26 protein-coding genes are annotated in these 25855 nt (G+C 39.0%); 24 read left to right on the top strand and 2 right to left on the bottom strand.

Annotated features, from left to right (window positions below; all coding sequences use genetic code 11):
- Window positions 1-178 precede the first annotated feature (178 nt).
- From FFF34_009900 to FFF34_009880, 5 genes are all read left to right on the top strand, one after another.
- Entirely contained in the window at window positions 179-2653 is a 2475-nt protein-coding gene (locus FFF34_009900) for a hypothetical protein (GenBank protein ID TSD67678.1), read from the top strand.
- 213 nt (window positions 2654-2866) lie between these two features.
- On the top strand, window positions 2867-3484 hold the full coding sequence (locus FFF34_009895) for a TetR/AcrR family transcriptional regulator (GenBank protein ID TSD67677.1): 618 nt from the start codon (window positions 2867-2869) through the stop codon (window positions 3482-3484).
- Between the two features lie 75 nt (window positions 3485-3559).
- Window positions 3560-4354 (top strand): SDR family oxidoreductase, encoded by a 795-nt coding sequence (locus FFF34_009890; GenBank protein ID TSD67676.1) that lies wholly within the window; start codon window positions 3560-3562, stop codon window positions 4352-4354.
- The gene (locus FFF34_009885) at window positions 4351-5112 is read left to right on the top strand and encodes a hypothetical protein (protein ID TSD67675.1); all 762 of its coding nucleotides are present in this window, start codon (window positions 4351-4353) and stop codon (window positions 5110-5112) included. The genes FFF34_009890 and FFF34_009885 overlap by 4 nt, the downstream gene beginning before the upstream one ends.
- A gap of 242 nt (window positions 5113-5354) precedes the next feature.
- Window positions 5355-8318 (top strand): PAS domain S-box protein, encoded by a 2964-nt coding sequence (locus tag FFF34_009880; GenBank protein ID TSD67674.1) that lies wholly within the window; start codon window positions 5355-5357, stop codon window positions 8316-8318.
- Window positions 8319-8489: 171 nt separating this feature from the next.
- Here the strand turns inward: FFF34_009880 and FFF34_009875 are convergent, their stop codons facing one another.
- Window positions 8490-10370 (bottom strand): chloride channel protein, encoded by a 1881-nt coding sequence (locus FFF34_009875; protein ID TSD67673.1) that lies wholly within the window; start codon window positions 10368-10370, stop codon window positions 8490-8492.
- Between the two features lie 67 nt (window positions 10371-10437).
- On the opposite strand from FFF34_009875, the gene FFF34_009870 reads away from it, so the two are divergent.
- The 3 genes from FFF34_009870 to FFF34_009860 are packed head-to-tail and all read left to right on the top strand — an operon-like array spanning window position 10438 to window position 11890.
- A complete protein-coding gene (locus FFF34_009870; protein ID TSD67672.1) occupies window positions 10438-10680 on the top strand; it encodes a hypothetical protein in 243 nt (80 codons plus the stop codon).
- Window positions 10681-10702: 22 nt separating this feature from the next.
- Entirely contained in the window at window positions 10703-11158 is a 456-nt protein-coding gene (locus FFF34_009865; GenBank protein ID TSD67671.1) for a DoxX family protein, read from the top strand.
- Window positions 11159-11194: 36 nt separating this feature from the next.
- Complete coding sequence (locus FFF34_009860) at window positions 11195-11890, top strand: Crp/Fnr family transcriptional regulator (GenBank protein ID TSD67670.1); 696 nt, start codon at window positions 11195-11197, stop codon at window positions 11888-11890.
- 330 nt (window positions 11891-12220) lie between these two features.
- On the opposite strand, the gene FFF34_009855 is transcribed toward FFF34_009860, so the two are convergent.
- Window positions 12221-13054, bottom strand: coding sequence for a hypothetical protein (locus tag FFF34_009855; GenBank protein TSD67669.1), 834 nt, complete (start codon window positions 13052-13054; stop codon window positions 12221-12223).
- 230 nt (window positions 13055-13284) lie between these two features.
- On the opposite strand from FFF34_009855, the gene FFF34_009850 reads away from it, so the two are divergent.
- The 16 genes from FFF34_009850 to FFF34_009775 all read left to right on the top strand — a co-directional run bounded on the left by FFF34_009850 (window position 13285) and on the right by FFF34_009775 (window position 25849).
- Window positions 13285-13602 carry a helix-turn-helix domain-containing protein gene (locus tag FFF34_009850; GenBank protein ID TSD67668.1) on the top strand — a complete coding sequence of 106 codons (318 nt, stop codon included), beginning with the start codon at window positions 13285-13287 and terminating at the stop codon, window positions 13600-13602.
- 3 nt (window positions 13603-13605) lie between these two features.
- Entirely contained in the window at window positions 13606-13941 is a 336-nt protein-coding gene (locus FFF34_009845) for a hypothetical protein (protein ID TSD67667.1), read from the top strand.
- A gap of 193 nt (window positions 13942-14134) precedes the next feature.
- Complete coding sequence (locus tag FFF34_009840) at window positions 14135-14740, top strand: ParA family protein (protein ID TSD67666.1); 606 nt, start codon at window positions 14135-14137, stop codon at window positions 14738-14740.
- A 70-nt stretch (window positions 14741-14810) separates the two neighbouring features.
- The gene (locus tag FFF34_009835; GenBank protein ID TSD67665.1) at window positions 14811-15071 is read left to right on the top strand and encodes a hypothetical protein; all 261 of its coding nucleotides are present in this window, start codon (window positions 14811-14813) and stop codon (window positions 15069-15071) included.
- Window positions 15072-15247: 176 nt separating this feature from the next.
- A complete protein-coding gene (locus FFF34_009830; GenBank protein ID TSD67664.1) occupies window positions 15248-15670 on the top strand; it encodes a MobC family plasmid mobilization relaxosome protein in 423 nt (140 codons plus the stop codon).
- Complete coding sequence (locus FFF34_009825; GenBank protein ID TSD67663.1) at window positions 15625-16881, top strand: hypothetical protein; 1257 nt, start codon at window positions 15625-15627, stop codon at window positions 16879-16881. The genes FFF34_009830 and FFF34_009825 overlap by 46 nt, the downstream gene beginning before the upstream one ends.
- Before the next feature lie 10 nt (window positions 16882-16891).
- On the top strand, window positions 16892-18829 hold the full coding sequence (locus FFF34_009820) for a conjugal transfer protein TraG (GenBank protein ID TSD67662.1): 1938 nt from the start codon (window positions 16892-16894) through the stop codon (window positions 18827-18829).
- Window positions 18830-18925: 96 nt separating this feature from the next.
- Window positions 18926-19159 (top strand): helix-turn-helix transcriptional regulator, encoded by a 234-nt coding sequence (locus FFF34_009815; protein ID TSD67661.1) that lies wholly within the window; start codon window positions 18926-18928, stop codon window positions 19157-19159.
- Between the two features lie 135 nt (window positions 19160-19294).
- On the top strand, window positions 19295-20164 hold the full coding sequence (locus tag FFF34_009810; GenBank protein TSD67660.1) for a tetracycline regulation of excision, RteC: 870 nt from the start codon (window positions 19295-19297) through the stop codon (window positions 20162-20164).
- 150 nt (window positions 20165-20314) lie between these two features.
- The gene (locus FFF34_009805; GenBank protein ID TSD67659.1) at window positions 20315-20845 is read left to right on the top strand and encodes a hypothetical protein; all 531 of its coding nucleotides are present in this window, start codon (window positions 20315-20317) and stop codon (window positions 20843-20845) included.
- A 32-nt stretch (window positions 20846-20877) separates the two neighbouring features.
- Window positions 20878-21216: a DUF4134 domain-containing protein gene (locus FFF34_009800; protein ID TSD67658.1), complete on the top strand. Its 339-nt coding sequence runs from the start codon at window positions 20878-20880 to the stop codon at window positions 21214-21216.
- A gap of 12 nt (window positions 21217-21228) precedes the next feature.
- Window positions 21229-21543 carry a DUF4133 domain-containing protein gene (locus tag FFF34_009795; GenBank protein ID TSD67657.1) on the top strand — a complete coding sequence of 105 codons (315 nt, stop codon included), beginning with the start codon at window positions 21229-21231 and terminating at the stop codon, window positions 21541-21543.
- 3 nt (window positions 21544-21546) lie between these two features.
- Window positions 21547-24036, top strand: a complete 2490-nt coding sequence (gene traG / locus FFF34_009790; protein ID TSD67656.1) for a TraG family conjugative transposon ATPase — start codon at window positions 21547-21549, stop codon at window positions 24034-24036.
- 16 nt (window positions 24037-24052) lie between these two features.
- Window positions 24053-24427, top strand: a complete 375-nt coding sequence (locus FFF34_009785; GenBank protein TSD67655.1) for a hypothetical protein — start codon at window positions 24053-24055, stop codon at window positions 24425-24427.
- 59 nt (window positions 24428-24486) lie between these two features.
- On the top strand, window positions 24487-25170 hold the full coding sequence (locus FFF34_009780) for a conjugal transfer protein TraI (protein ID TSD67654.1): 684 nt from the start codon (window positions 24487-24489) through the stop codon (window positions 25168-25170).
- Window positions 25157-25849, top strand: a complete 693-nt coding sequence (locus tag FFF34_009775) for a hypothetical protein (protein TSD67653.1) — start codon at window positions 25157-25159, stop codon at window positions 25847-25849. The genes FFF34_009780 and FFF34_009775 overlap by 14 nt, the downstream gene beginning before the upstream one ends.
- The last annotated feature ends 6 nt before the right edge of the window (window positions 25850-25855 follow it).

Genomic DNA, 25855 nt, shown 5'->3' with positions numbered 1-25855 from the left:
AAAGATATATATCCCCAAAAAAAATATTTTTTTATTCCGAAAGACATGTGAATCAGCAGGTCAACGCTCTTTTCGTGTGTAAAAGTGTGAAGTATTTTTACATAATAGGGGCAACTGCACATAAGCAGTCCAACAGTTAATTGCTTGTAGTTATGTTTACTTCATAATATTATCAATTATGAAAACATTAATAACTAAAGCTGTTAAGTATGTGGTTTGTATTGTAGTAGCAATTGCCGGCTGCGTTTTTACAAATGTTAGCAACGCGCAAACCTCGCCGGCTTATAAAGCGCCCCAGGATACAGTGATAAAAAAGCGTTCGGCCAACGAGTCGCTCACCACGTATCAAAAAGCGACTCAAACCTTAAATGTTGATTCGCGCTTAAAGGGCGCCGCCGTAAAAGCCGCCGAGATACTGAAAGATACCAGTAAATACGACACCAAAGCAGGCATAGCATTAGACCAGCTGTTTGAAAAAAGCGACCTGGAGTATGTGGCAGATAAAGGTATCAGCGATGTGATCGTGCTTTTCGGGCTTATTAATGAATCTCTCCCTAAAGGGCAATTTATAGGCTTTAAAACCGAGTCTCAGCAAAATTTAACGACCAGCGAGAACCCGCTGGAATTGAAAAACCTAAGAGCTATAATAGCAGCCAAACCTGCAACCATTACTGGCGATAAGCAACAATGGCAAGAAAATGTATACCAGGCCTACCTTGCCAGGGACTATGGTACAAAGCTGGAAAATACCATTACCATTACATCCGCCACGCGCGAAATGCGCGAATCGCCTAAACTTGCATTTATTGATTTTAATGGTGAGCCGATAACACTTGAGACTATGCTGCGGTTAGAAACTGCAAAAACAAATAACCCGCGTTTGGCAGAAAAAGCGGCGGTTGCAGGTTTCCGTAACCGCACCTTCCCTAATGATAGAATTTCAAAAGAGAATGCAAATGAAAATTACAAACGCGCGCTTTACGAATTAATGAGCCTGCAGGAAGGTGATATTAACCGCCACCCGCAAAGCAAACAACTGATGGCCGATTTAACCGCCGACCTGAAAAAAGGCAACAAAAGCATTTTTATGAATGCCTTAAAAAACAGTACTTTTTTTGACGCCAACGTACCCGGAAATTTAGGCCCTGCTTTAGTTACCGAAAGTGGGGTTATAAGCCCTAACGATGTAATGAATAATGCAGGTGCAAAAGCCATGGAACTATTTATGCTGGCAGCATTACATTACGGCGAACGCGATGCGGTAAAGTTAACCAGGCGGGTATTAAGCGGAACAGGTTTTGTACCTGCAAGGCAACAAAATGATTTTACGCCCAAACGTTTAGGTGAATTAACCTATCACGGTGCAGAAAAATTTAAATCGCTGGGATTTGGAGCGGATAAAACTCAAAATATGAGCGGTGCCGATCTGTTACTTGTAGCTGTAGCATCACCTGTTGCCCCGGTAAAAGACAGTACATCGGCCTTTATAACGCTTCAACAGGTTGGTTCAAGCATTATTAATAAATATGAAACGCTGGACGTACAGGAAACTAAAAACACTGTGCTGTTTAATCCACGAATTAAATTAAGCAAACGCCATACCGAATACAGGGCTGCCAATGACGCGCTTGATTTCGTTCCCGATTTTATCGGCGGCGAACCGATAGGCCAAAAAGGTTCACGCGTAACTCAAAATGGTATTGAATTCAGGCTGGAATCGGACCTATACTTTTCCAACATAAAAAAGATCGTTGAAAAAGGTGTTAAGCCAACAATTTTCCCCGAATTTGGAATAATAGCAGGAACGGGAACACGTAGTGTAGGTTATGATAATAGTACTACGCCGGGTAAATTTGGCCCGGTACCGCAGTTCAAAAACAATTATATCACATGGGGCTCGCACATTGGGTTAAATATAGGGCCAATATTATTGAGTGAGGATGCTACTATTATGTCAACACGCAGTAATGACGACCCCTACACCAGGTATTTTGATCTTTCGGAGGCCATGACCTATTACCGCTATTCGTTACTGGCCCATGTTATAAACTTTGGCTTTGGCAATTTTGAACAGGGCAGGGGCATCAATGTTACTTTAGATGCAGAGTTTGCAGGCGAAACAAACAACGAGTGGTATCATGATATTACCCATACGCAAAATACAGGAATGCAAATTGGCAGTAAAGAATGGAACCGCGATCATGCCCGCTCTCACCCCAATGGTGTATTTGATAAAGATATAGCAACACAAATGATCCTTAATGGTGATGCAAAAGCCTCTTATGCATCAAGCAATTTTGCGGCACTGCATTTTGGTGTTCAAAAATCTGCCTTTCAGTTAAAAGCAACTTTAGGTTTGTATAATTTATACAGTATCCCTAATGACAACAGCATAGGTAAAATTATATCTAATACAGCAAAGGGAAACTTGTTTGCCGCCGTAGGACTTACTTATAACTTCGGTTCGGCAAGTACGTACGAGAGGAAAAAGAAAAGTGAATCTTACGAGTCGGTAAATGGTGTAGAGTCACCTCATAAGATCGAAGAATCATCAAGTGCTTCTAAATCTCAATTCGGCCCAAGGGATCATGCTATCTTCACTAATAAAAAATCACGTACTGCACCGGCTGTAATTGTTACGAAGCGGCAGTAGCAACGCATTAAACAAAAAAGCCTCTTGAAAAAGGGGCTTTTTTGTTTAAACTTCCGGTGAGTAGTGTTTATAAAAAGCTAATTCAGATGATAAAATGTGCTACGATTCAATCTGCACTCTCATATAGGTTGTGGCTTAGTCAAATGATAAAAATAAACTTTGACAAGTTGTTTTATTATTGAACATAGTTCATTAAGTTTGCAAGTATTAAACATGACCATAGCAGAACGTAAAGCAAAAGACAAAGAGAACCTTAAAGCGCTGATCCTTGACAGCGCAAAGAAACTCTTTTTGGAAAAAGGAATCGAACAGACCACGATACGTAATATTGCCGATGCGGTGAGTTATAGTGTAGGTACAGTGTATGTTTACTATAAGGATAAAAACGCCATTCTGCATGACCTGCATACCCAAGGCTTTATACAATTAGGAGGCGAAATGCGGGTATTGGCCGCTGTTGCCGAACCCATGGAGCGTTTGAAAGCAATGGGGAGGATATATATAGATTTCGCGCTTAAAAACCCGGATATGTATGACCTTATGTTTACAGTAAAAGCCCCAATGGCCTATTTACAAGCGGAAAAGGATGATGAATGGAATGAGGGTAAGGGTACTTTTGGACTTTTATATAATACAGTTGAACAGTGCCTGGACGCAGGTTATTTCAAAGGCCATAAGGCCGAACCGCTAACATTTGCCATTTGGAGTGCAGTACACGGGATGTGCGCTTTGCATTTAAGCAATCGTGTGAAAGCGGTTAACCTCATGAATCCTGAGCATGCTGTGATGGATGCTTACCAAGAGTTTATATTAATGCTAAATCCAAAATAAAAAATTTGCTTAAGATATGAACATTGTTCATTAATAAAACATAATTCAATAATTTAATAAAACTTATAACCAAAAATGAAAACTTACACTTTAATTACCGGCGCATCCACAGGGATAGGTTACGAAATAGCCTGGCAACTGGCAGGTAAAAATCAAAACCTTATCCTGGTAGCCAGAAGTACCGAAAAATTGCTGCAAATACAACAAGAACTTACTTCAAAACATGGTATTTCCGTAGAGATATTAACAAGAGATCTCAGCGAAGTAAGTGAGGCAGTTTCACTTTATGAAGAGGTAAAAGACAGGGGCATGCTGGTAAACGGTCTGATCAATAATGCGGGTTCGGGTATATACGGTGACTTTACAGAGACGTCGCTTTACGAGGAATTAAAAATGATCAATCTTAACGTTAGCGCGTTAGTTGTGCTGACTAAGCTATATGGCGCTGATATGGCTGCCCGGGGCGAAGGGCGGATAATGAATGTGGCTTCTCTTTTGTCTTTTTTTCATTTTCCTTATTATGCTGTATACTCCGCAACTAAAGCTTTTGTGCTTGCCTTTTCACAGACGATAGCTTCCGAACTGGAAGAAAAAGGGGTTATAGTAACAGCGCTTTGCCCGGGCCCTGTGGATACACCATTCAATACATCCGAAATGTTGTCGACAAAGGCGTACAAAACTAATAAGCCAGCAAGCCCCGAAATAGTAGCGAAAGCAGGTGTCGAGCTATTTATGAATGGCAAAGGAACCAAACTGGTAGGGTGGAAAAACTGGCTTATCGCCCAATTACCGCGCATTACACCAAGCTTTATACTGATGAAGATCAAAATGAATTTAGCAGGCCCTCAACCTTTAAAATCAAGTTTATGAGTTATTTTATTGAGCAGCTCAAATTCAGGAACGATGCCTTGTTCTATTTTGGCTCCGCATGCCTGCTATCAGGCGTTATTTTCCTGGTCTTATCGCAAACAACCAATATCCGGGTAATGGGTAACGATGCTTGGTTTAAACCAGTCAAATTTGCCCTGTCAATATCGTTATATTCTTTTACAATGGCCTGGTTTACCGCTTATCTGCCAAATTTTAACGTTGGGTTATACAACTATACGGTGATTATCTTACTTGGCTTCGAGCTTATTTATATAGCTCTACAGGCCGGTCGCGGGCAACTGTCGCATTATAATGTAAGCACACCGCTGTATTCTTTTTTATTCCGGTTGATGGGACTGGCAGCTGCCTATGTTACATTTTATACGGCATACATAACCATCTTATTTTTTAACAATGATTTTCCAGGGCTGCCAAATTATTATCTATGGAGCATCAGGATAGGTTTGATGCTGTTTGTGATCTTCTCGCTTGAGGGAGCAGTTATGGGCGCAAGAATGAGCCATACTATTGGCGGCCCTGATGGTGGGCCGGGCTTGCCATTCTTAAACTGGAGTAAAAAGTTTGGCGACCCGCGTATCGCGCATTTTGTTGGCATGCACGCTTTACAAGTATTGCCTTTACTCTCTTACTATTTTTTCAGAAATACAAAAATAACCTTATTAGTAGGGGGCATTTATGGTTTATTGGCACTTAGTTTATTGATACAGGCATTGAATGCAAGGCCAGCCTTCAAGTGATTTAGATAAAATATGACCAAATATCACAGCTAAATATAAAGCTTAGTATAGCTTGTAAAAAGTTGATTTTAAAGTCTGTGCCTGGAAAAGGTGCAAACTGATTATCTGTATATTTTTGTCTAAATAGCTCGTCGACGCGCACTATTGAAGTTATAAATGTGATGCCGAAAGATGTAATGATACTGAATAACTCGAATTTTAAATCGTAATTTAGTTGACAATGTACTCTTTTTAGCTCTTCCATGAAGATAATTAGCCCTTACAAACACCCAAAATTACTGTTTCCGACGCTTGTATTTTTAATGGTTTTGTTGCTGATGGGTATATTAACGTGGCAGCGGTACCTGTATCTTAAGGAGTTTAGGATCAAGGAGCTACAAAATAAGGTTGTAGAAGTAAGAGATCATTTCAGGCAAATATTGAATGCTAATATTTCATTGGCCACGGCACTGTCGCTGTTATACAAAGAAGACCCGGCTTTTACCCGTTTTAATGATGCGGCTAAGGATTTATTTTTGGTTAATAAATATGCAGATATTACATATGTTACCCAGGGCTTCACCATAAAAAAGATATATCCCTTAGAGGGAAATCAAATGGTGATGAACAAAAGCCTACTGACTGACAGCTTTATAAAAAAGGAAGCGCTTCTCGCAATTGCCAATAAAAATATACTTTTTACAGGCCCTTATGCATTGTATAATGGCACCGGGATGGCGATTGCCGGTAGACTTCCGGTTTGGAACGGTGGGCATTTTCAGGGCTTTGTTATCGTAATTACCCGTATAACTACTATTCAGCGTTTTTTAAACGAACTTAAGGATGTACGCTATAACTTTCAATTATCTAAGGTTAATCCTGTTACCAAAAAAACAGAGTTGTTTTTCAGTGATCGAAATATAAACTCTTCCGAAACGGTATCTACGGCCATTCCCGAAGGTAATTGGCAATTATCAATTAGTTATAGGGAAGGAAAGGAACCTAAAACCGCATTGCAGTTACTGATGGGTATGGGTTTACTGATAAGTTTATCTGCTGGTGTTATAGCGTATCTTAAGGTTAGTGAAAAGACCAAACTGGAAGCATTGGTAGGTACAAGAACACATGAGCTGGGTGAGCGGGTTAAAGAATTATCATGTATTTACCGGTTGAACAATATATTGCAGGATGATAAGCTGTCGATGGAGGAGGCACTGCAAAAAATTGTTGAGATACTCCCAATTAGCTGGCAATATCCTGAGGATTGCGGCGCAAGAATCTGTTTCAACGAGCGGGTGTATTTAACAAGTAATTATCAAAAGAGCCCATTTAGCCAACAGGTTAAATTTAAATTGTTAGATGGCCGCGAAGGTGTGGTAGAAGTAGTTTATATTAAAGAAAAGCCGATTCACGATGAAGGGCCGTTTTTAAAAGAAGAAAGAAACCTTATAGATGTAGTTGCAGATACCATCAGTATATATTTTAACAAGCGTATTCAGCAACAATTGCTTTCAGATTCTGAGCAAAAGTTTAGGGCGACTTTTGAATTTGCCGCGATTGGTATGGCTACAATAGCCAGCGATGGCGCCTTTTTACTGATTAATCCGGCATTAAAGAGAATGTTGAGCTACAGTGATAACGAGCTTTTTGAACTCAATGCTTTTAATATCTCCTATCCGGAGGATAACGAAAAGGAGCGGGAATTATTAAATGATGTACTTTCTAATAAAATCAATTCGTACCAGCTGGAAAAGCGCTTTTATACAAAAAGTGGTGCCTTACTATGGACAAGTGTAAATATGGCACTGGTCAGAAGTAATGAGGATGCTTCGTATTACTTCATTGCAGAAATAGAAGATATCAATAACAAGATCGAGGCAGAAAAAAAATACCAAAATATTGTAGAGCAATCCCTTGTGGGCGTGTACATTTTTCAAGGTGGGCAATTTGTGTATGTTAACCCGGCATTGGTACAGGAGTCTGGTTACACCGAAGAAGAACTGCTTTTATTGCCACAAGATAAGTATGTATATAAAGATGATCTGGCGATGGTTCGTTCAAACGTAGCCCGCCGCGAAAAAGGTGAGAAAGATACCATACGTTACACTTTTAGGGCAGTTAAAAAGGGCGGAGAAATATTGTGGTATGAGATTTTTGGTGCTACTATCGATTTTAATGGAAAACGGGCCGTAATAGGCACGATGGTAAACATCACAGAGCGACAACAGATTTTAGACAAGCTGCGACAGTCTGAGGCTAACTTACGGTCTATATTTAATTCAACGCAAGTTGGTTATTTAGTTTTAGATTACAATTATAAGGTACTCGATTTTAATCATCAGCAGTATGAGTACTATCAAGAAGCGACCGGTGTAAAATTAGAGTTGGGATTATTGTTTACAGAAACTATTCCTATTGAAAAACGAAAAAGGGCTGTTACTGTATTTGATGAAGTTAAAAAAACAGGCCACCCTGCAAAGTATTTCACCAGTTATGACTTTGGTAGCACACACCGCCATTTTCAAATAGATGTTACCGCAATAATCACGGACGGCGAAGTGATTGGTATTTGTACCGCAACAATAGACATCACGGTGTTAAAAGTGATGGAACTGGAGAGGGAGAGGGTTATACGCCGACTGTTGAAACAAAATCAGGATCTTCAGGACTTCTCATATATCATATCTCACAATGTTCGTGGCCCTCTCTCCTCCCTGATGGGTGTGATCTCACTTTTAAACGATACCGAGAATACAGAAGCCGAAAAACAATTTTTAGTGTCAGCTATAAACGAGTCTGCGCAAAAGCTTGACGTTATAATACATGATATCAACGATATTTTAAACTTAAAAGAAGAGTTGTTAGAGGAGAAGCAGGAACTTTTATTGCAGGACATGGTCAATGATATAATAATGGAGCATGCTGTTCTGATGACAAGTTCTGGTGTGAAAATCAATACTGACTTTTCTAATGCTCCATCTATAAATACTATCCCCTCGGCGTTAAAAAACATTTTTCGTCAACTGATGATCAACGGTATACAGCATCGCCACCCACAACGGGTGCCGTTAATAAGTGTGACGTCGGCAGCAACAATCGATGAAGTGACTATTACTTTCGAAGATCATGGCTGCGGCATAGATTTAAAAAGACATGGAGGGAAGTTATTTAAATTATATGAACCTATAAATATTGATACAGCCGGACGAGGTATGGGGCTTTTTTAACTAAAATTAGTGTGGATTTACTTAACGGACATGTAGAGGTGGAAAGTGAAGTAGGTACAGGCACTAAGTTTATGGTTACAATCCCGCGATAGCATATTGGATAATCTGTAAGTAAGCTTGCACCAATAAGTTGCTCATAGCTTGTTATGCCTAGGGGGCTAAGCACTTGTATTATGCCTTGTGCTTAGCCTTACTGCGCATGGCGCGTCTTTTAACTGCCAGTTTCATTTGCTGGCGCTTTAAAGATATATGTGTGGTTGCCACTTCATTTTCTTCTGCATGCTGCTTGTATGCCGTTAAAACATCTGCGTAGCTGATAATACCTATAGCCCGGCCATTATCTATTACCGGCAAAGTATCTGTTTTGTGCCAGGCCATAATTTCAACCACGTTTCTTAACATGTCGCCATCTTTGGCAAAGGCGGTATCGGCGTTTATAATTTTCTTTATCTCAGCATCGTCGGTATAGTCAGCGGAGTATACATCAGCTAACTTCGCAATGCCCTTGTATTCATTTTTATGGTTCACAAAAACCAGGTTAGCGTTATGGCTTTGATGTACAGCTAACCATTCCCTAACCTGGCCAAAGCTCATGTCGTCATTCAAGAGCGTGCCGCCTTTGCGCATCACCTGTGCTACTGCAACCCTTTGCAGTATGTCGGGTTCATAAGAATCGGGAGTAATAACGCCCCTGCGGGCAATTTTCTCGGTCATGATGGTGTTTTCCATCAAAAAGAAAGAAACAAGATAAGAGGCCGTACAAGCGCCTAACAAAGGCAATAAAGCGTGCGATTGCATAGTAGCCTCAAGCGCAAAGGTGATACTTGTTAAATAAGCGCGCGATGCACCTGCAAACATTGCCGACATGCCTATCAACGCACCCATGGTAACGCTAATGCCGCAATTTGGAAATGCATTTAGTATTAAAATGCTGATGATACTCCCCGAAGCGCCGCCTATTGTTAACAAAGGGGCCAAAGTACCACCCGATGTACCGCTACCCAAAGCAATGGCCCACGACAAAAATTTAAAAAAGCATAAGGCCAATATAATAGCAAGCGGTAACTTACCCGATAGCAGGCCAGTAATGTTGTCATACCCAACACCTAAGGTATGCGGGTAAAAAAAGCCTATAAGCCCAACGGCCAGGCCGCCTATGGCGGGCCACATCGTCCAATGCACAGGTATCTTTTCAAACCAATCTTCAATAAAATAAACCGCTTTAGTTAAAGCCAGGGATAAAAAACCTATAAGCAAACCTATAAAGCTATAAATGGCCAAAGCCAGGTTTGTTGGGGTTGATAGGTTGGACATGGCAAATACCGGCCCTGTTTCAAATAAAAGATGGTGACCTGCTGCCCCTGTTATACAGGCAAGCGCTACAGGTAAAATGGCCTTTGGCGAAAACTCAAACAACAAAAGCTCAATTGCTAAAAATACCGCTGCTATAGGCGTGCCAAATATAGCCGACATACCCGCCGTTGCCCCCGCAGCCAGTATGATCTTACGCTCGCTTGAGGTTATCTTTAATAATTGGCCCAATGTAGAACCTAAAGCGCCACCAGTAGCTATAATTGGTCCTTCGGCGCCAAATGGCCCGCCGGTACCAATTGCAATAGCCGACGATACCGGCTTTAAAAACGTAATAGAAGGCTTTATTTTACTTTGATTAACAAGTATTTGCTCCATAGCTTCAGGGATGCCGTGGCCTCGTATAGCCTTTGATCCATACAATGCCATCAGCCCTACAATTATACCCCCTGCTGCCGGTATAACAATTACCCATAAGCCCAAATGATTACCCGCCGGGCTGTGAAAGGCCAGGCTAAATTGCCCGTAAAACGCCAGGTTGGTTACCGCATTTATAAGTAATACCAAAAACTTGGCAATAAACGATATAGCGATTGCCACAAGTACCGCGTAAAACGAAATTTTTAACAAACGGCCTTTAAGATACCTGCTTTTTTTGTTGCCTTCGCGGGCCTCAAATGAATTTAACAACGGCGATATAGGTATGGCATCGGTATTTGTAAAACCAAATTTATTTTTCATTGTTTAAACAATATAAATTACTTAATTTTATACAAAAATATAATAATTTAATTGCTAAAACAACATTATGAGAAAAAGTAGTTATTGGATGATGGTGCTGGGAGTAGTTACCATCATTGCCGGTTGTTTAATATTTCGCAACCTCGATCATATTAATGCGGTTGATTCGCATAACTGGACGATAAATATAAATGGCATACTATCGTTCCCCTGGTTAACCTACAGCGGCTTTATTGTTTTTATGGTAGGTGTGTGCTTTTATATCGGCACCATGGGTCAACGTAACATGTACAGCGGTAAGCCATATTAGGCAAACTTAAAATTTAATCGCTATGAACGTGGCAAATAAAGTTAAGCACTGGGGTGATAGTCACCATCCGGGCATTTTAGATATCCTGCGGATATTTTTAGGTTTTTTTCTGTTACTAAAAGGATGCGCTTTTTTAGCAAACGTAAACTACCTGGAAAGGATACTTGCCAACCAGCAGTTAACTACACTTTCTGAGGCTGCTATCGCTTTTATTATGTTTGTTGTAGTGATGTTGCATATAGTTGGTGGGGTGCTTATAATGTTGGGTATTTATACGCGCGCGGCTGCCATAGCACAGTTGCCTGTAGTGATAGCTGCCATGTTTGTAATCAATATTTTCAAATCGCCGTTTAACACCGATTTTTACGCCTTGGTTATAACCTTAATACTGCTGTTGGTTTTTATAGTTATAGGTTCGGGTACTTTTTCATTAGACCGCTGGTTAGAAGATATAAAAGCAGAGAAAGCCAAACATTAACCGTTTTGTTGGCTATTTTTTTGCAATTTCGTTAGCATGAAAGAAACCCGAAACGGTTGTGATTTAAAGAGCTGTTATCTGTGTACCCATTGTGTTGACGACTGGAGGCCGGCTATAGCTGCCAGCCGGAAGAACTTTTTTATCAAAAAAAGCCAGCGGATATTTAACGAAGGCGATGCGGTTACCGGTATTTATTTTATTTTTTCGGGTAAGGTAAAGGTACACAAGCGTTGGGATAGCGATAAAGAAATTATTTTAAGGTTTGCCCAGGCCGGTGATATTTTGGGCCATTTAGGTTTAGGTAACGAGCCTGTTTACCCGGTATCTACCACTGCTATCGAGCCTACCGTGGTGTGTTTTATCGACCTTTCTTTTTTTGAATCATCATTAAAGGTAAATCCGCAACTTACCTATTCGTTGATGAAATTTTTTGCTAACGAACTTCAAGAATCTGAAAAGCGGATGCGTAACCTGGTACATATGCCGGTAAAAGAGCGCATAGCCCTGGCTTTGCTTACACTTAAAAAGCAGTTTGGCCTAAACAAACAAGGCGCCTTAAATATCGAACTTACACGGCAAGACCTTTCGTCTTTTGCCGCGGTATCATACGAAACGCTTTTTAAGGTAACTAATGATTTTATCCAAAATAACCTGATCGTGGTGAGCGGTAAAAGTATTTCTATTTTAAACGAGCCTGTTTTAAGTAAAGTAGCAATGGAAAATGCAGGCTAATGTTGAGTTGCCGAAATTCAAATTGTATATTCTAATTAGACGGTGTTGCTGTCAAAAATTGTCTAAATAAAAAAAGCCTCTTGAAAAAGAGGCTTTTTTTATAAACTTGCGACCTGTTGGGTGGTCTTTTGTGATCCCGCTGGGATTCTAATTTGAAGGGTTAATACCTCTGAATATTAATGAGTTACATCGATCTCAAAATAATAGGTTACCGAAAAGGTTACCGATTTACTTTGTACTTAATTGTACTTATTTGATGTAGTTTAAAGAACAAAAATTAATGTACTCAAAGATACAATTTAAGATTAATGCTATATAATAAATTTATAATTAGCAGGTGTATATTAATCTCTCGTTAAATTCTTTAGTTGGGTTATAGACCTTAAAAAAATGCAATTTGATAAAATCCTTAATTTTCATTGCGGTAAATACGTCATCAGGAAGCTTTTCTCGACCTGATGCAGGTGACCATGCTTTGGTATAGTTACTACAACCAATTATAAAAAAATCATTATTTATATTCAAATCTTCAAAGATTGCAGCAAGTTTCAAGGACTCAAGTATGCAGCTTGTTAAGTATTTAGACTTAGGAAGATTTCCAATTTCGGTCTCATCCCAAAAAGAATTATCCTTTCCTACTCTTCGCAAGTCATTGGAATAAAAGCTTATTTCCAAATTATTTATCAAATCAATGAGCTTATATTCATCAAGCATTTTAAAATTAATTCTTTGAGCAAAGACCAGATCGTTCAAATGCTGAACTGCATTCCCTTCCGCCACATAAATATTAATTGCATTGATATAATTGTTTATGCTCATAAAATCGCCCTCTCTATGTGTGAATATCGCAACATTAAGGTTTACATATGATTTATAATCTTTGGAAAATACCATCAAATTAGCTAACAATTTCGTGGAATCGTTATCTATGCTATGCAACGAATTAATTTGGACAAATACTGCTGATAAAGGGCAAGCTATAAAATGGCGGTCATACGTAAGGTAACCGGGTATAAATTTTAATTTTTTGTTCAGTTCAACGTCCAATTTTAAGCAAGTTCTTAAACAAGCCTTATTGGGATGGTCATTAATTCCACCATAATGAACGTAAAATTTACCTAAGACCTCACAGTCGTTAATATAAAAATAATCGCCAGTAACCATCCCACTAATATAGCAAAATGCCAAAACTACGTTGGTTCAATATTTTTCGATACCAAGCCAACGCAAATCTTAAAAGAAGTAGTGTTACTGACTTTCCCAAATTAAGTTAAAGACTCTCGATTGCATTAGTTCCAACAGGTAGGCTACAACAAAAAAACACCTAAGTTATGTACGAGTGGTGAAAAACTTAAAATCTTCCTGTTCAATTTTGTCCAATTAAAATATTGATTATGGAAAAAGCTATTTCACATTTCGATAAACATGCAAAAGTGTTCCGCGACCAATTGATTACAGTTGGTGACCTTTTAGAATTTAAAGACCTTTTGCTATCCGATATTAAATCTATGCTTAAAGACCAGGTGAGTGGGAAAACCAAAAAATGGTTGAAAGCTATGGAGGTTCGCAAGATGCTCAATATATCGCACGGCAAGCTACAGGCTTTGCGGGATAACGGTAAAATCCCTTTTACAAAATTAGGCAAGGTAACTTATTATGATGCCGACAAAATAGAAGGACTGATGGAAACAGCGACGGTTGTTAAGTTTTAAAACATGATAAAGCGCAGGGCTAAACGGCGGATAATTCAGCAACAGGAGTTAAACACTGTTTTTGATGACATTTTGGCTGATGTTACTAATCAGGGAATGGGCCACCAATTGCCGCCGCTTATAAGCCATGTGGCAATTTATTTCAATCAGCAATGCATGGCTTTGCCGGATGCCCAAAATTTTTTTCAGCATTATGAAAAAATGGAATGGAAGACCATAACCGGCAGGCCTCAGAAAAATTGGAAAGTTTTAGCAAAGGACTGGATTTACAATACTGTTCAGCAAGCAAAATTATTGGATCGTCAGGAAGCAAAACGAATAGCCTTCCCTGATACATAATTATAGATTTCTGTATTTACAGTTATATGCAATTATAGAATTATGTAGGTATAGAAACCTATAAATGTTGAAATACAGGTTTACAGCAATATGTATTTATAGACTTCTGCAAATGAAGAAATATGTATTTAAAGATTTACAGCCTTGTGCATTTACAGCATTATGTATTTATAACAATTTAGAATTACATAACATGGGAAAGATCATCACGGTAGCCCACCAAAAAGGGGGCGTAGGAAAAAGCACATTGGCAATGAATTTAGCAGTGTGTTTTCAGGATCAATTAAACGTTGCTTTGGTTGATACGGATTTACAGGGCAGCCTTTTTCAAATCAAAGAGGAGTTGCCAAGCCTGGCAGTTGTAGGTAATGACCAATTGCAGGAAATTAAACGTTTGGATTACGACCTGGTTATAGTTGATACCCCACCTTACCTGTCAAACAAATTACCGGAATTATTCAGCATTTCGGATTTTATATTGATACCCACTAAAGCAGGCTTTTTTGACGTAATGGCTATCCGCTCAACTATCGCTTTATTGAAGGATGCGCAGGTGAAAAAGCCGGACATACAGGCCGGCATTGTAATGAATATGATTAAACCCCGCTCAGGTATAACCAAAGAAGTTAGCAGTCTTTTGCAAAGCATGGAAACTCCTGTTTTGGCAACCATCATACATGACCGGGTGAGCATTGCACGGTCGTCAATTACCGCAGGGGTGCTGCAAGGAAGCGATAACAAAGCTATAGAGGAAATAACATCGTTAGCGGAAGAAATAGTTAACCGCATCAGTGCATAATTACATAATTACATATTTATGTAATTGTCAAATTCTCTAATGAAATAAGGTAATTAAATAAAGGTTTACAATGACAGATTATAAAGACAAGCTGGGCGGGTTAGCGGACAAACTTAAAAAGCACACTCCCAAAACGCCTATACAGGAAGTCCACCCGATCAGGCAAAGCGCGGCAGTGAAAGAGGACGAGGCGCAGTTAAATGTGTGGATTCCAAAGACGCTTTTAAAGCGCATGAAATCTTACGGAATAGAGTATGATGCGTCTTTAAAGGACATTAGCATAGATGCCTTAAAGTTCTTCTTAGAAGCTAAATTAAAGAAGTCAACATGAGGCAGGTCTTAACAGAATGCTGGCAGATTGAAAAAGTCTTGAAGGAAGAGATTGCCTCTTAACAGCAATCAGCAAGATAAACGTTTGTATTACAAACGAAATCTTGCCCTCCCTTCCGAAGTCAGTCCGGGACCATTTGAAAATCTTCCAAAGTCAGATTTTATAAGATAAGAGATATGGAAAATCAGGATGAAAACAGATCAAAAACTTTGCTTACAAGGCTCAAACCTGCCGAGTACAAGTGTATATATTCATCATTTAAAAAGACACGCTTTAATAAATTAAGTGAGTATTGCAGAAGCGTATTATTAAGCAAACCAGTAGTTGTTACTTACCGCGATAAGTCAATGGATGAGATGCTTGAAGAACTGGCATTGCTACGAAAAGAGTTAAATGCAATAGGCAATAATCTTAACCAAGCAGTTCGACAAATTAATAGTGCACACGGAAATGCGGATAACCGCCTATGGCTAAATCTCCTTTCCATTATAGGAAGTAAGGTTGATCCTGCAATAGGTCAGATCAAAGAACATGTGCAAAGTTTTTCAGAATTATGGTCGCTAAAATTAAAACCGGAAGAAGTCTCAGCGGTGCAATAAATTACAATGAACATAAAGTTAAGCTGGGTAAAGCGGAGCTGATTTCAGCCCAAGGCTACCTGAAAGATCCGGTCAATTTAACGTTCATTGATAAGATGCAAAGGTTGACTGATTTAACCAGTCGGAATGAGCGAACGCTCGTAAATGCGCTGCATGTTTCGTTAAATTTTGCAGTAAACGAAAACCTGGAGAAAGATATACTACAGCAAATTGCCGATGACTACATGGAGGGATTAGGTTTTGGTAAACAACCTTATTTGGTTTACCAGCATCATGATGCCGGACACCCCCACCTGCACATTGTAACCACTAATATTGAACCTGACGGTAAACGTATCAGCTTTCATTTACTCGCAAACAGGGCTTCTGAAAGTGCGAGAAAACAGGTCGAGTTGACTTACAACTTGGTTAAGGCAGAAGACCAGGGAAAACAGCAAAACGTAAATAACAAGCCATTGGAACAGGTGGATTATGGCAAGTCTGAAATTAAAAGATCAATCACAAATGTTGTGAATCAAGTAGTAAAAGCGTACAAGTTTACCAGTATTCCTGAACTGAATGCAGTACTAAATCAATACAATATCACCGCTGATCGTGGGTCTAAGGATTCAAGAATGTATGAAAAAAACGGGTTGGTTTATTGGGTACTTGATGCAAATGGAAACAAACTTGGGGTGCCAATCAAGGCAAGCAGCATCTACGGAAAGCCAACTTTGAAGGCGCTCGAAGACCGGTTTCGGTTGAATGAGGTATTGCGTAAACCGCTGAAAGACCAGGTAAAATCGAAGGTGGACAAAGCATTCTTAACACCGGTTTCAAAAACTGATTTTCAAAAAATGTTGAAAGCAGACGGCATTCAAGTCATTTTCAGGCAGAACGAAGAAGGCCGTTTATACGGTATCACTTTTATAGATCACGGGTCGAAAGCGGTGTTTAACGGTAGCGATTTAGGCAAGGCTTACAGTGCAGCAGCATTGATAAATTGGTTTAAAAATGACGGAATAAGTCACAATCAACCAATATTCAAGAAAGAAAATAGCGATACCAGCGCACCAAAATTCACTGACAATATTTCAGGCTCAAACGCGATCGGTAGCGAAGGTGATTCATTACTAAACATATTATTCAAGGAAGAACAACAAGATATGGCCGCTATAGGCAGGCTGCAACAAAATAAACGTAAGAAGAAAAGAAAAGGCCACTCACTTTAAATATACCATTATGCAAACAGGTGAAAACGAACAAGCCCTAAGAAAGATAATTGACTTCACCAGGCTTTTAAGTATTGCTATTTTGATAGTACATTTTTATTTAAGCTGTTATCCGGCTTTTCAGATTTTAGGTTTGACCAAGCCTTTTGTAAATCATATTTTATTGCCCCTATCAAAAATGATAGTATTCACTAAAGTGCTGTATGCGAAGTTGGCGGCACTTATCCTTTTAATGATTTCACTCGTGGGAAGTAAGGGGAAAAAGGATGAATCCATAAAAGCAAGCAGGATATTCATCTATTGTTTTACAGGCGTGTTATTGTACTTTATCAGTACGCTGTTTCTTACGATACATTATCCTGCAACAACGATAGCTGTTCTATATATTGGTTTAACTGTCATTGGTTATATGCTATTACTATCTGGGGTAAGCCTGCTGTTCAGGATGCTGAAACTTAACTTAGGTAAGGATATTTTTAATAAAGAAAATGAATCTTTCCCACAGGAAGAGCGGCTTTTGGAAAATGAGTATTCCATCAATTTACCGGCAGTTTATAATCTCAAAGGGAAAAGCCGCAAAAGCTGGATCAATATCATTAACCCGTTCAGAGGTACGCTAATTGGTGGCAGTCCGGGTTCGGGAAAATCCTATTTCGTAATCCGTCACATTATCACTCAGCATATTCAAAAGGGCTTTACCATGCTGGTCTATGATTTCAAATATGATGATCTAACCAAGATTGTTTATAATGCTCTACTGAAGTACGGACATTTATACAAAGTAAAGCCAACTCAATATATCATCAATCTTGAAAATATTATCCATAGGGCTAATCCTTTAGAGCCGCACACCATGATGGATATTACTGATGCAATGGATTCAAGTCGTACCATCATGATGGGCCTAAACCGCGAGTGGATTAAAAAACAGGGTGATTTCTTTGTTGAATCGCCAATCAACTTTATCACAGCGATTATGTGGTTTTTAAAGAAATATGAAAATGGGCGTTATTGTACGTTGCCCCATGTTATAGAATTAGCGCAGGTAGAGTACAAAGACCTTTTTGAAGTATTGCTACAAGAACCCGAAATAGAAGTGTTGATCAATCCTTTTGTTTCTGCCTGGCAAAATGAAGCTTACGAACAATTAGAAGGGCAAATTGCAAGTGCCAAAATTAGTTTGGCGCGGTTGTCATCTCCACAATTGTACTATGTACTAAGTGGCAACGATTTTTCACTTGACATAAATAACCCAGATGAACCAAAAATAGTATGCCTCGCCAATAATCCCCAAAAATCGCAAATTTATGGTGCGGTGTTATCGCTCTACATCAATAGGATCAATAAGCTCGTAAACCGTAAAAATCAGCAAAAGTGCAGCATGATTTACGATGAGTTTCCTACTATATATTTTAACGGTATAGATAACCTGATAGCGACCGCCCGATCTAACAAGGTCGCCGTTACCTTAGCCGTACAGGATTATAGCCAGCTTAAAAAAGATTATGGGCGGGAACAGGCGGAAGTGATTTTAAATATTGTAGGCAACGTTGTATTCGGCCAGGTAACGGGAGATACAGCAAAGCAGTTATCAGAAAGATTTGGAAAGATCAATCAGGAAAAAGAAAGTGTTTCCATTAATAGTCAAGACACTTCAATTAGCAAATCAACACAATTGGACTATGCGATACCCGCAGCAAAAATATCCGGATTATCTTCCGGTGAATTTGTAGGCATGGTTGCCGATGATCCCGACAATAAGATTGATTTAAAGACCTTTCATAACTTGATACAAAACGATCACGAAGCGATACAAGCCGAGGAAGCGGCTTATCAGCCTATTCCGGTAGTGCGAAACGTTGAGCAGGTAGAAGTGTTAATGAGCTATCATCAGATTAAGGAAGATATCAAATTGTTGGTAGATAGCGTTTTAAGTAACCTGTGTTGAATGAGGAAATATTATTGCTTAATACTTATAAGTAAGAATAATACAACGTATCCGTTGTACTGATTTCAATTGCTTTACTTTTCTTTTATACTTCCGATGAATAAGGAAGTATTATTAAAAGACCTGGGCGAAAAAATCCGTACTGTCCGCAAGGACAAGGGGATTACGCAGGTCCAACTTGCCCACTCCATCGGAAAAGACCAGCAATCAATTCAACGTTTAGAAACAGGTAATATTAACCCCTCATATATTTACCTACAGGAAATAGCCGAAGGTTTAGAAACCACCCTTTTGGATATGCTGAACACTGAATTGCCTGCCAAAACCTGATTTAAAAACTTTTTCCTGTTTTTTTGAAATGCTACCGTGTTGTAGTAAAGCTTTGCTGTATAACAGGATTCTAAACTTGTTGCCTATAAAAATCTATACATATTATATTACAGTACTAACCTACCTAACCTTATTATGAGAACTTATACCGAACGTTTCTACAGCGCTTTAGAAAACCAATTGAATGAAGTTGCCATTAACGGCGAATCCTTAACTGAACAGTATAAAATGTCCATCCAGCTTTGCAAAAAGGCAATGGCCAAACTGAAAAGTTATATTTCAACCTATTCCTTTGAAAACAAAGAAGATGAGATCTATTTCTTTAAAGTGCTCAAACCTCAATTCTATAGTAAGTACATCTACTTTATAAACGTTTATAAATTTATCATGCAAGCCCCTCCCGGCGGCGAGGGAATATTAAAAGATTATATCAAATACGAGTTGGCTGATATCAAACGATTTTTCGACCATAATCAGAGTTTCTACCAATACTATCGTTCCGGCTCGACACAAATGGATGAGCTTTATTTTACACGCGGAGGCTTCGATGTTCACGTAGACCTTGAAGAATTTGAAGAGGACGAGCAATACTCTACAAGTCATGACTACAAGCTTTCTAAAATAATAGCAAATGAGAAGTACCAGGACTTCCTTAATCTCGAACTACAGAAGACCATGGAGCATGACGACACTCCGCCGGAAATGGGGCTTGAATTACCACTCACCTGGACTTTCAACAAAACAGACCTTGTAGAATTGATCTACGCTTTGGTCGCATTAGGTGTTTTTAACAATGGCAATACGGAAATTAAAGCCGTAGTCGGTTTTTTTCAAACGGTTTTTCATGTTGATCTCGGTTCCTATTATCATAAATATCTCGATATCGTCAAACGGAAAAAAGAACGCACAGCATTTTTGGATAAACTTAAATTGGCAATGTTAAGGAGAATTGAAGAGAAGCTGGATGAAGAAGCCTCTAATCAACAAAAGTTAAAATTTGGATAAATTTAAAACGCTCGTTATCAATATTTTATAAGATTATAAAAAATAAAAAACACCTAACTTAGGTGTAAGTGGTGAAAAAATATTTTTTTCTACCCCAACCTTTGCTTTCACAATCGCCGCATGGTGCGGTGAGGATTAAAGCAAAGCAATATGTTGTCCTCTATTTCCTGGCAGCACTATCTCGCCACCGTTATCATTATTAGTATTTCATACTACCTATATGTTATACTCAGGTATTATCAAAAAGAGATTGGTAATCTTTTCAATCGCAAGCAGCAAACAACTGATATATTTTCAGCCGTTCAATCTCCTGCCATTTCTGTGATGGGTCAGGCCAAACCGGATAATGGTGTAACCATTGCAGAAACTCAAGACTTACTTTTTACAGCTGTTTTGCCGGATGATCCAAGAGAGGTCGTTACCGAGCAAACACACACGGCCAGCATTCAAAATGATCCTTCATTAGAGTTAATATCTGAAGCCGGTAACTTGATTGAAGCATTTAAGGACGTTGATGATAAGCAAGAGTTTATAACGCTTGTGGGAATTTTAGTCGGCTCTTATAAAAGGTTTCAGGAGCAAATAGATCTTCCGGCTGCACTAAGCCGAGTAGTAGAAATTTCTAAGAACAAATTAAAATTCACGGTTGCCTTGTCAGACTTTCATAGTAACTGGGCTTAGACAACTATCCGTTTACATCAAAATTAAAATTTATGAAATCTCAAAAAACAGACATCCGTTCAAGAGCGGTAAATTTTCTAAGGCATTTTATTGTAACAGTAACCTTATTGATTATCACCCTTAGTCTTTACGCCCAGGATGGTAATTCAGGAATAACAGCAGCCACAAGCCAGGTCAAAAGTTACTTTTCAACAGGCACAAGTTTAATGTATGCCATTGGTGCAATAATGGGCTTGGTTGGCGCGATCAAAGTATTCAAAAAGTGGAATGATGGCGAACATGACACCGGAAAGGTCGCTTCGAGCTGGTTCGGTAGCTGTATTTTTCTCGTTGTAGTTGCAACTGTCTTGAAATCATTTTTCGGGGTTTAACGGAACTTAGTTATGGCACTATATCAAATTAACAAGGGCATTAATAAACCGATTGAATTTAAAGGGCTGAAAGCTCAATACATCGGCTATTTGGCAGGTGGGCTTGTCATCTTATTGGTCGGCTTTGCAATAATTTATTTGCTTGGTGTACCTGTTCATTACTGCATCATGATAATTGCAGCATTAGGAAGTGCATTATTTTATCAGGTTTTCAAATTAAGCCACAAATACGGTGAACATGGACTGATGAAAAAGGCAGCTAAACGTTACCTGCCGAACCATCTAAAATTCACGACCCGGAAGGTCTTTTTAAAATTAAAAAAATAGACAATGGCAACACATAGTAAAGCAGAACAAGTTTTTCCTGTGTATAAGGTAGAACATCAATGTATGATTTCCGTGCAGGGTGATTTGACCATAGGCTTCAAAGTTAACCTGCCTGAAATATTCACCTTATCCAACGATGAATACCTGGCATTTCACGAAGTTTTGATTAAAGCATTAAGACTATTGCCTAAAAACAGCGTATTTCATAAACAGGACTGGTTTATCAATGAGCAGTACGAGGCAGTATTTGCTAAGAATAACGGTGCGAACATTAAAACGTTCTTGTCACATTCCAGCGAACGTTACTTTAATGAACGGGCTTACCTTCATCATCACTGCCATATCTATTTGACTAAGAAGCCGGATAAATTCAAGCAGTATTCAAGTGCGACCAGCGTATTGATGCGTAAACGCATTGTACCCGTGCAAACTACCTGCGATGAATTATTCCGTGATTTTTTGGATAGTGCAGGCCAGTTCGTTCGGGTGTTAGAAGACAGTGGATTAATTTCTTTGAAGCGATTAACCGACGACGAATTAACGGGGACGCTTCAAAATCCCGGCATTTTGGAACAATACTGTTTCTTGTTGAATAAAAACGAAGCCCCCGTTTTAAAAGATATTCATATCGAGGACGAAATCAGAATCGGCGACAGTCATTGCCAGCTTTATACCCTTAGCGATGTGGAAGACCTGCCAGCCCTTTGCGGGCCACGGATCACTTACGATAAGTACAGTACAGATAAAACGAAATTCAGTACCGGCTTTGCCACACCAATAGGAACATTGCTGAAATGTAATCACCTTTATAATCAATACATTTTTATCGGGGACAGTCAGCAGACCATTAAAAAACTGGAAGCTAAGAAATTAAGGCTTCAATCACTTTCAGCTTATTCCCGCGAAAACGCTATTGGGCGTGATGCGACACATGATTTTTTAAATGAAGCGATTAGCCAGCAAAGGTTACCGGTGAAAGCGCACTTTAATATTTTGGCATGGACGGATAATGCCGCCAATTTGAAGGATCTGAAAAACAAGGTTAGTTCATCATTGGCGCAGATGGATGCGCAGCCAAAACAGGAAACCGACGGCGCAGCACAAATATGGTGGTCAGGATTGCCCGGTAATGAAGCCAGTTTCCCAATGAATGACACGTTTGATACATTTGTCGAGCAGGCAACCTGCTTTTTAAACTTGGAAACTAATTATCAGTCAAGCATAAGTCCGTGCGGTATTCGCCTGGGCGACCGCTTATCGGGTAAGCCGGTACACGTTGATATCAGCGATGATCCAATGACGAAGGGGATTACGACCAACAGGAACAAATTTATATTAGGTCCTTCGGGCAGTGGCAAATCTTTCTTCACAAATCACATGCTGCGCAGCTACTTTGAACAAGGTTCCCATGTGGTTATAGTCGATGTAGGCCATAGCTACCAGGGTTTATGTGAATTTGTAGGTGGTTATTATTTTACTTATACAGAGGACAAACCGATCAGCTTTAATCCTTTTTATGTTCCTGAAGGTGATAACCTGGACACAGAAAAAAGAGAGAGTATTAAAGCAATGATACTGGCATTGTGGAAAAAAGAGGATGAAGGTGTGCAACGGTCTGAATACGTCGCTATTTCAGACGCTTTATATCACTATTATGAGAAGTTGAAAGTGCAACCCGAGATATTTCCATGCTTCGATAGCTTTTATGAATTTCTCTCCAATGAATTTTATGAAACAATGAAGCAATCAAAAGTAAAGGATATTCGTTTTGATATAGATAACATGCTGTTTGTATTGAAACCATACTACAAAGGCGGTGAATATTCCTATCTGCTGAATGCAAAAGAAAATCTTGACTTGTTGCAAAAACGCTTTATTGTCTTTGAATTAGATAATATTAAAGATCATCCTATTTTATTTCCGGTCGTTACTTTAATCATCATGGAAACCTTCGTTTCCAAAATGCGCAAACTAAGTAAGGATACCCGCAAAATGATATTGATTGAAGAAGCCTGGAAAGCGATTGCACGGGAAGGGATGGCAGAATATATCAAGTACCTCTTTAAAACCGTCCGTAAATATTTTGGTGAAGCTTTAGTGGTTACGCAGGATATAGAAGATATAATCAGTTCACCAGTGGTTAAACAGGCCATCATTAATAACAGTGACTGCAAAATATTACTTGACCAGCGGAAGTATCAGAACGACTTTCCTAAAATTCAGCAATTGTTAGGGATAACCGATAAAGAAACCGCCCTGATTATGAGCATGAACCGGAATAACGATGAAAATTTAAAATACAAAGAAGTCTTTATTAGTCTTAACGGCCAGCTATCTAAGGTTTATCGTACCGAAGTTAGCCGCGAGGAATATTGGACATATACCACGGAATCAGCGGAAAAAGCCAAAGTCCATGCCTACGCTAAAAAATATGGCAGTATGCAATTAGGCATAGCCGCAATTGTCAGGGAAGAATTAGAAAAAGCAGCATAAACTTAAAACCATAATTATGAAAGCATTATCGTTTATTATAATCCTTGCAATTTTCGCCTTTACAGGATGCACAAATAATTCTCAAAGCAAATCGTTATCAGGTACTTTCACTAATCAATCGAAAAGTGAGTATAGCACGGCTTCTGATACATTGATAATAACGCCATTAACTCAATCGACCAATAGTTACCAAATCGAGCGAAAGACAGGTTTTAATAAAATACGAAACGGTGTAACCCAAACCAAAAAGTATAAAACCGAAAAATGGCAATCAACATGGAACGAAGATAAACAGGTGTTGGCAGAAACTGAATATGGCCGTCAAATAACCCCAAGTAAAGACGGTAACTCCGTAACCTTGAAAAATACGCAGTACCAAAAAATTAAATAATATTTTTCTACATATCAGTAAATAATTCCTGTCTGTAAACAGGGATATGGGAGGCTTTTATGAAAAATTTACCTATAAAAATGGTGTCTTTGATGGTATTTATCGCTTTGGTAATACCCGTGCAAAAGGCAAAAGCACAATTTGTGATTGGCGAAGTAATAAAGCTTACAGTTACCAAAGTAATTAAGGCTATAGACCTTAAAGTACAGCGGATGCAGAATAAAACAATTTGGTTACAGAACGCTCAAAAGGTTATTGAAAATCAAATGTCAAAAACCAGGTTAACTGAAATTTCGGGCTGGACAGAACAGCAGAAGCAGTTGTATAGCAATTACTATACGGAGTTAGGGAACATCAAAGCCACCATATCAAAATATCAGCGCATAAAGGATATTACCTTAAAACAGGCGGCTTTAGTAAGTGAATATAAACAAGCCTGGAGTTTGTTTCGGCAGGATAGTCATTTCAACCCACAGGAGTTAAGCTATATGCAGCAGGTTTATTCAGGGATATTGGATGCAAGCGTTAAGAATTTAGATGAGATCATGCTTGTTGTTAGCCCTGCTAAAACGCAAATGACAGATGAACAACGTCTGGAATTAATTAATAAGGCCAGCGATCATTTGGATGAAAATTATAACGACTTACATCAATTCAATAATCAGGGTATTCAATTAAGCCTGCAACGCAGTAAAGATTTTAGTGATACACAGTCAATTAAAAAGCTTTATGGAATCAATTAATCAAATAAAAATGCGGGCAGACGAGATCAGGCGTAAAAGCAAGAAGTTACTGGCTTTCACAGTAATGACGGTTGCCGCATCTGCATTGGCTACTACAGCAAGAGCACAAACTTTTGCGGAGTGGTTCCAACAGAAAAGCACCCAAAAGAAATACCTTTTACAGCAAATTGCGGCCTTGCAGGTTTATGAAGCTTATTATAAAGCAGGTAACAATATAGCTCACAACGGGCTGGGTTCAATAACCGGCTCCCTTAAATCAGAGAACGGTTTACATACTACCTACTATAGCAACCTGAATAATGTTAGCCCGGTAGTGAAGAATAACAAACAGGTTAGCGATATACTACAATGGCAGAAGGATATTCTTGCACGTATGAATATGCTGGACAAAACCGCCAATCTTAATGACGGCGAAAGGAAATATATCATACAGGTCAAAGCTGCTTTATTCAAAGACTGCGACCAGCAAATTACCGAATTACAAAATGTAGTAACGGACAGCAAACTAAAGATGAGTGATGAAGAACGGCTTAAACATATTGGGGTAATTCATTCTTCAATGCAAAATAATTACCGTTTTGCTTCGGCATTTGCAGACCAGGTTAAAGTATATGCCGTGCAACGCTCACAGGAAAACAACAATGTAATTTCCGAAAAGAAAATTTACGGGATTCAATAACAAATA

The organism is Inquilinus sp. KBS0705, assembly GCA_005938025.2.
Lineage (GTDB): Bacteria > Bacteroidota > Bacteroidia > Sphingobacteriales > Sphingobacteriaceae > Mucilaginibacter.
This window is presented reverse-complemented; position numbering and strand designations above follow the sequence as displayed.

Excerpts from the sequence above, each read along its gene's own strand:
- FFF34_009900 (TSD67678.1), top strand. The coding sequence starts at position 179 with ATGAAAACATTAATAACTAAAGCTGTTAAGTATGTGGTTTGTATTGTA.
- FFF34_009895 (TSD67677.1), top strand. The coding sequence starts at position 2,867 with ATGACCATAGCAGAACGTAAAGCAAAAGACAAAGAGAACCTTAAAGCG.
- FFF34_009890 (TSD67676.1), top strand. The coding sequence starts at position 3,560 with ATGAAAACTTACACTTTAATTACCGGCGCATCCACAGGGATAGGTTAC.
- FFF34_009885 (TSD67675.1), top strand. The coding sequence starts at position 4,351 with ATGAGTTATTTTATTGAGCAGCTCAAATTCAGGAACGATGCCTTGTTC.
- FFF34_009880 (TSD67674.1), top strand. The coding sequence starts at position 5,355 with ATGAAGATAATTAGCCCTTACAAACACCCAAAATTACTGTTTCCGACG.
- FFF34_009875 (TSD67673.1), bottom strand. The coding sequence starts at position 10,370 with ATGAAAAATAAATTTGGTTTTACAAATACCGATGCCATACCTATATCG.
- FFF34_009870 (TSD67672.1), top strand. The coding sequence starts at position 10,438 with ATGAGAAAAAGTAGTTATTGGATGATGGTGCTGGGAGTAGTTACCATC.
- FFF34_009865 (TSD67671.1), top strand. The coding sequence starts at position 10,703 with ATGAACGTGGCAAATAAAGTTAAGCACTGGGGTGATAGTCACCATCCG.
- FFF34_009860 (TSD67670.1), top strand. The coding sequence starts at position 11,195 with ATGAAAGAAACCCGAAACGGTTGTGATTTAAAGAGCTGTTATCTGTGT.
- FFF34_009855 (TSD67669.1), bottom strand. The coding sequence starts at position 13,054 with ATGGTTACTGGCGATTATTTTTATATTAACGACTGTGAGGTCTTAGGT.
- FFF34_009850 (TSD67668.1), top strand. The coding sequence starts at position 13,285 with ATGGAAAAAGCTATTTCACATTTCGATAAACATGCAAAAGTGTTCCGC.
- FFF34_009845 (TSD67667.1), top strand. The coding sequence starts at position 13,606 with ATGATAAAGCGCAGGGCTAAACGGCGGATAATTCAGCAACAGGAGTTA.
- FFF34_009840 (TSD67666.1), top strand. The coding sequence starts at position 14,135 with ATGGGAAAGATCATCACGGTAGCCCACCAAAAAGGGGGCGTAGGAAAA.
- FFF34_009835 (TSD67665.1), top strand. The coding sequence starts at position 14,811 with ATGACAGATTATAAAGACAAGCTGGGCGGGTTAGCGGACAAACTTAAA.
- FFF34_009830 (TSD67664.1), top strand. The coding sequence starts at position 15,248 with ATGGAAAATCAGGATGAAAACAGATCAAAAACTTTGCTTACAAGGCTC.
- FFF34_009825 (TSD67663.1), top strand. The coding sequence starts at position 15,625 with ATGGTCGCTAAAATTAAAACCGGAAGAAGTCTCAGCGGTGCAATAAAT.
- FFF34_009820 (TSD67662.1), top strand. The coding sequence starts at position 16,892 with ATGCAAACAGGTGAAAACGAACAAGCCCTAAGAAAGATAATTGACTTC.
- FFF34_009815 (TSD67661.1), top strand. The coding sequence starts at position 18,926 with ATGAATAAGGAAGTATTATTAAAAGACCTGGGCGAAAAAATCCGTACT.
- FFF34_009810 (TSD67660.1), top strand. The coding sequence starts at position 19,295 with ATGAGAACTTATACCGAACGTTTCTACAGCGCTTTAGAAAACCAATTG.
- FFF34_009805 (TSD67659.1), top strand. The coding sequence starts at position 20,315 with ATGTTGTCCTCTATTTCCTGGCAGCACTATCTCGCCACCGTTATCATT.
- FFF34_009800 (TSD67658.1), top strand. The coding sequence starts at position 20,878 with ATGAAATCTCAAAAAACAGACATCCGTTCAAGAGCGGTAAATTTTCTA.
- FFF34_009795 (TSD67657.1), top strand. The coding sequence starts at position 21,229 with ATGGCACTATATCAAATTAACAAGGGCATTAATAAACCGATTGAATTT.
- traG (TSD67656.1), top strand. The coding sequence starts at position 21,547 with ATGGCAACACATAGTAAAGCAGAACAAGTTTTTCCTGTGTATAAGGTA.
- FFF34_009785 (TSD67655.1), top strand. The coding sequence starts at position 24,053 with ATGAAAGCATTATCGTTTATTATAATCCTTGCAATTTTCGCCTTTACA.
- FFF34_009780 (TSD67654.1), top strand. The coding sequence starts at position 24,487 with ATGAAAAATTTACCTATAAAAATGGTGTCTTTGATGGTATTTATCGCT.
- FFF34_009775 (TSD67653.1), top strand. The coding sequence starts at position 25,157 with ATGGAATCAATTAATCAAATAAAAATGCGGGCAGACGAGATCAGGCGT.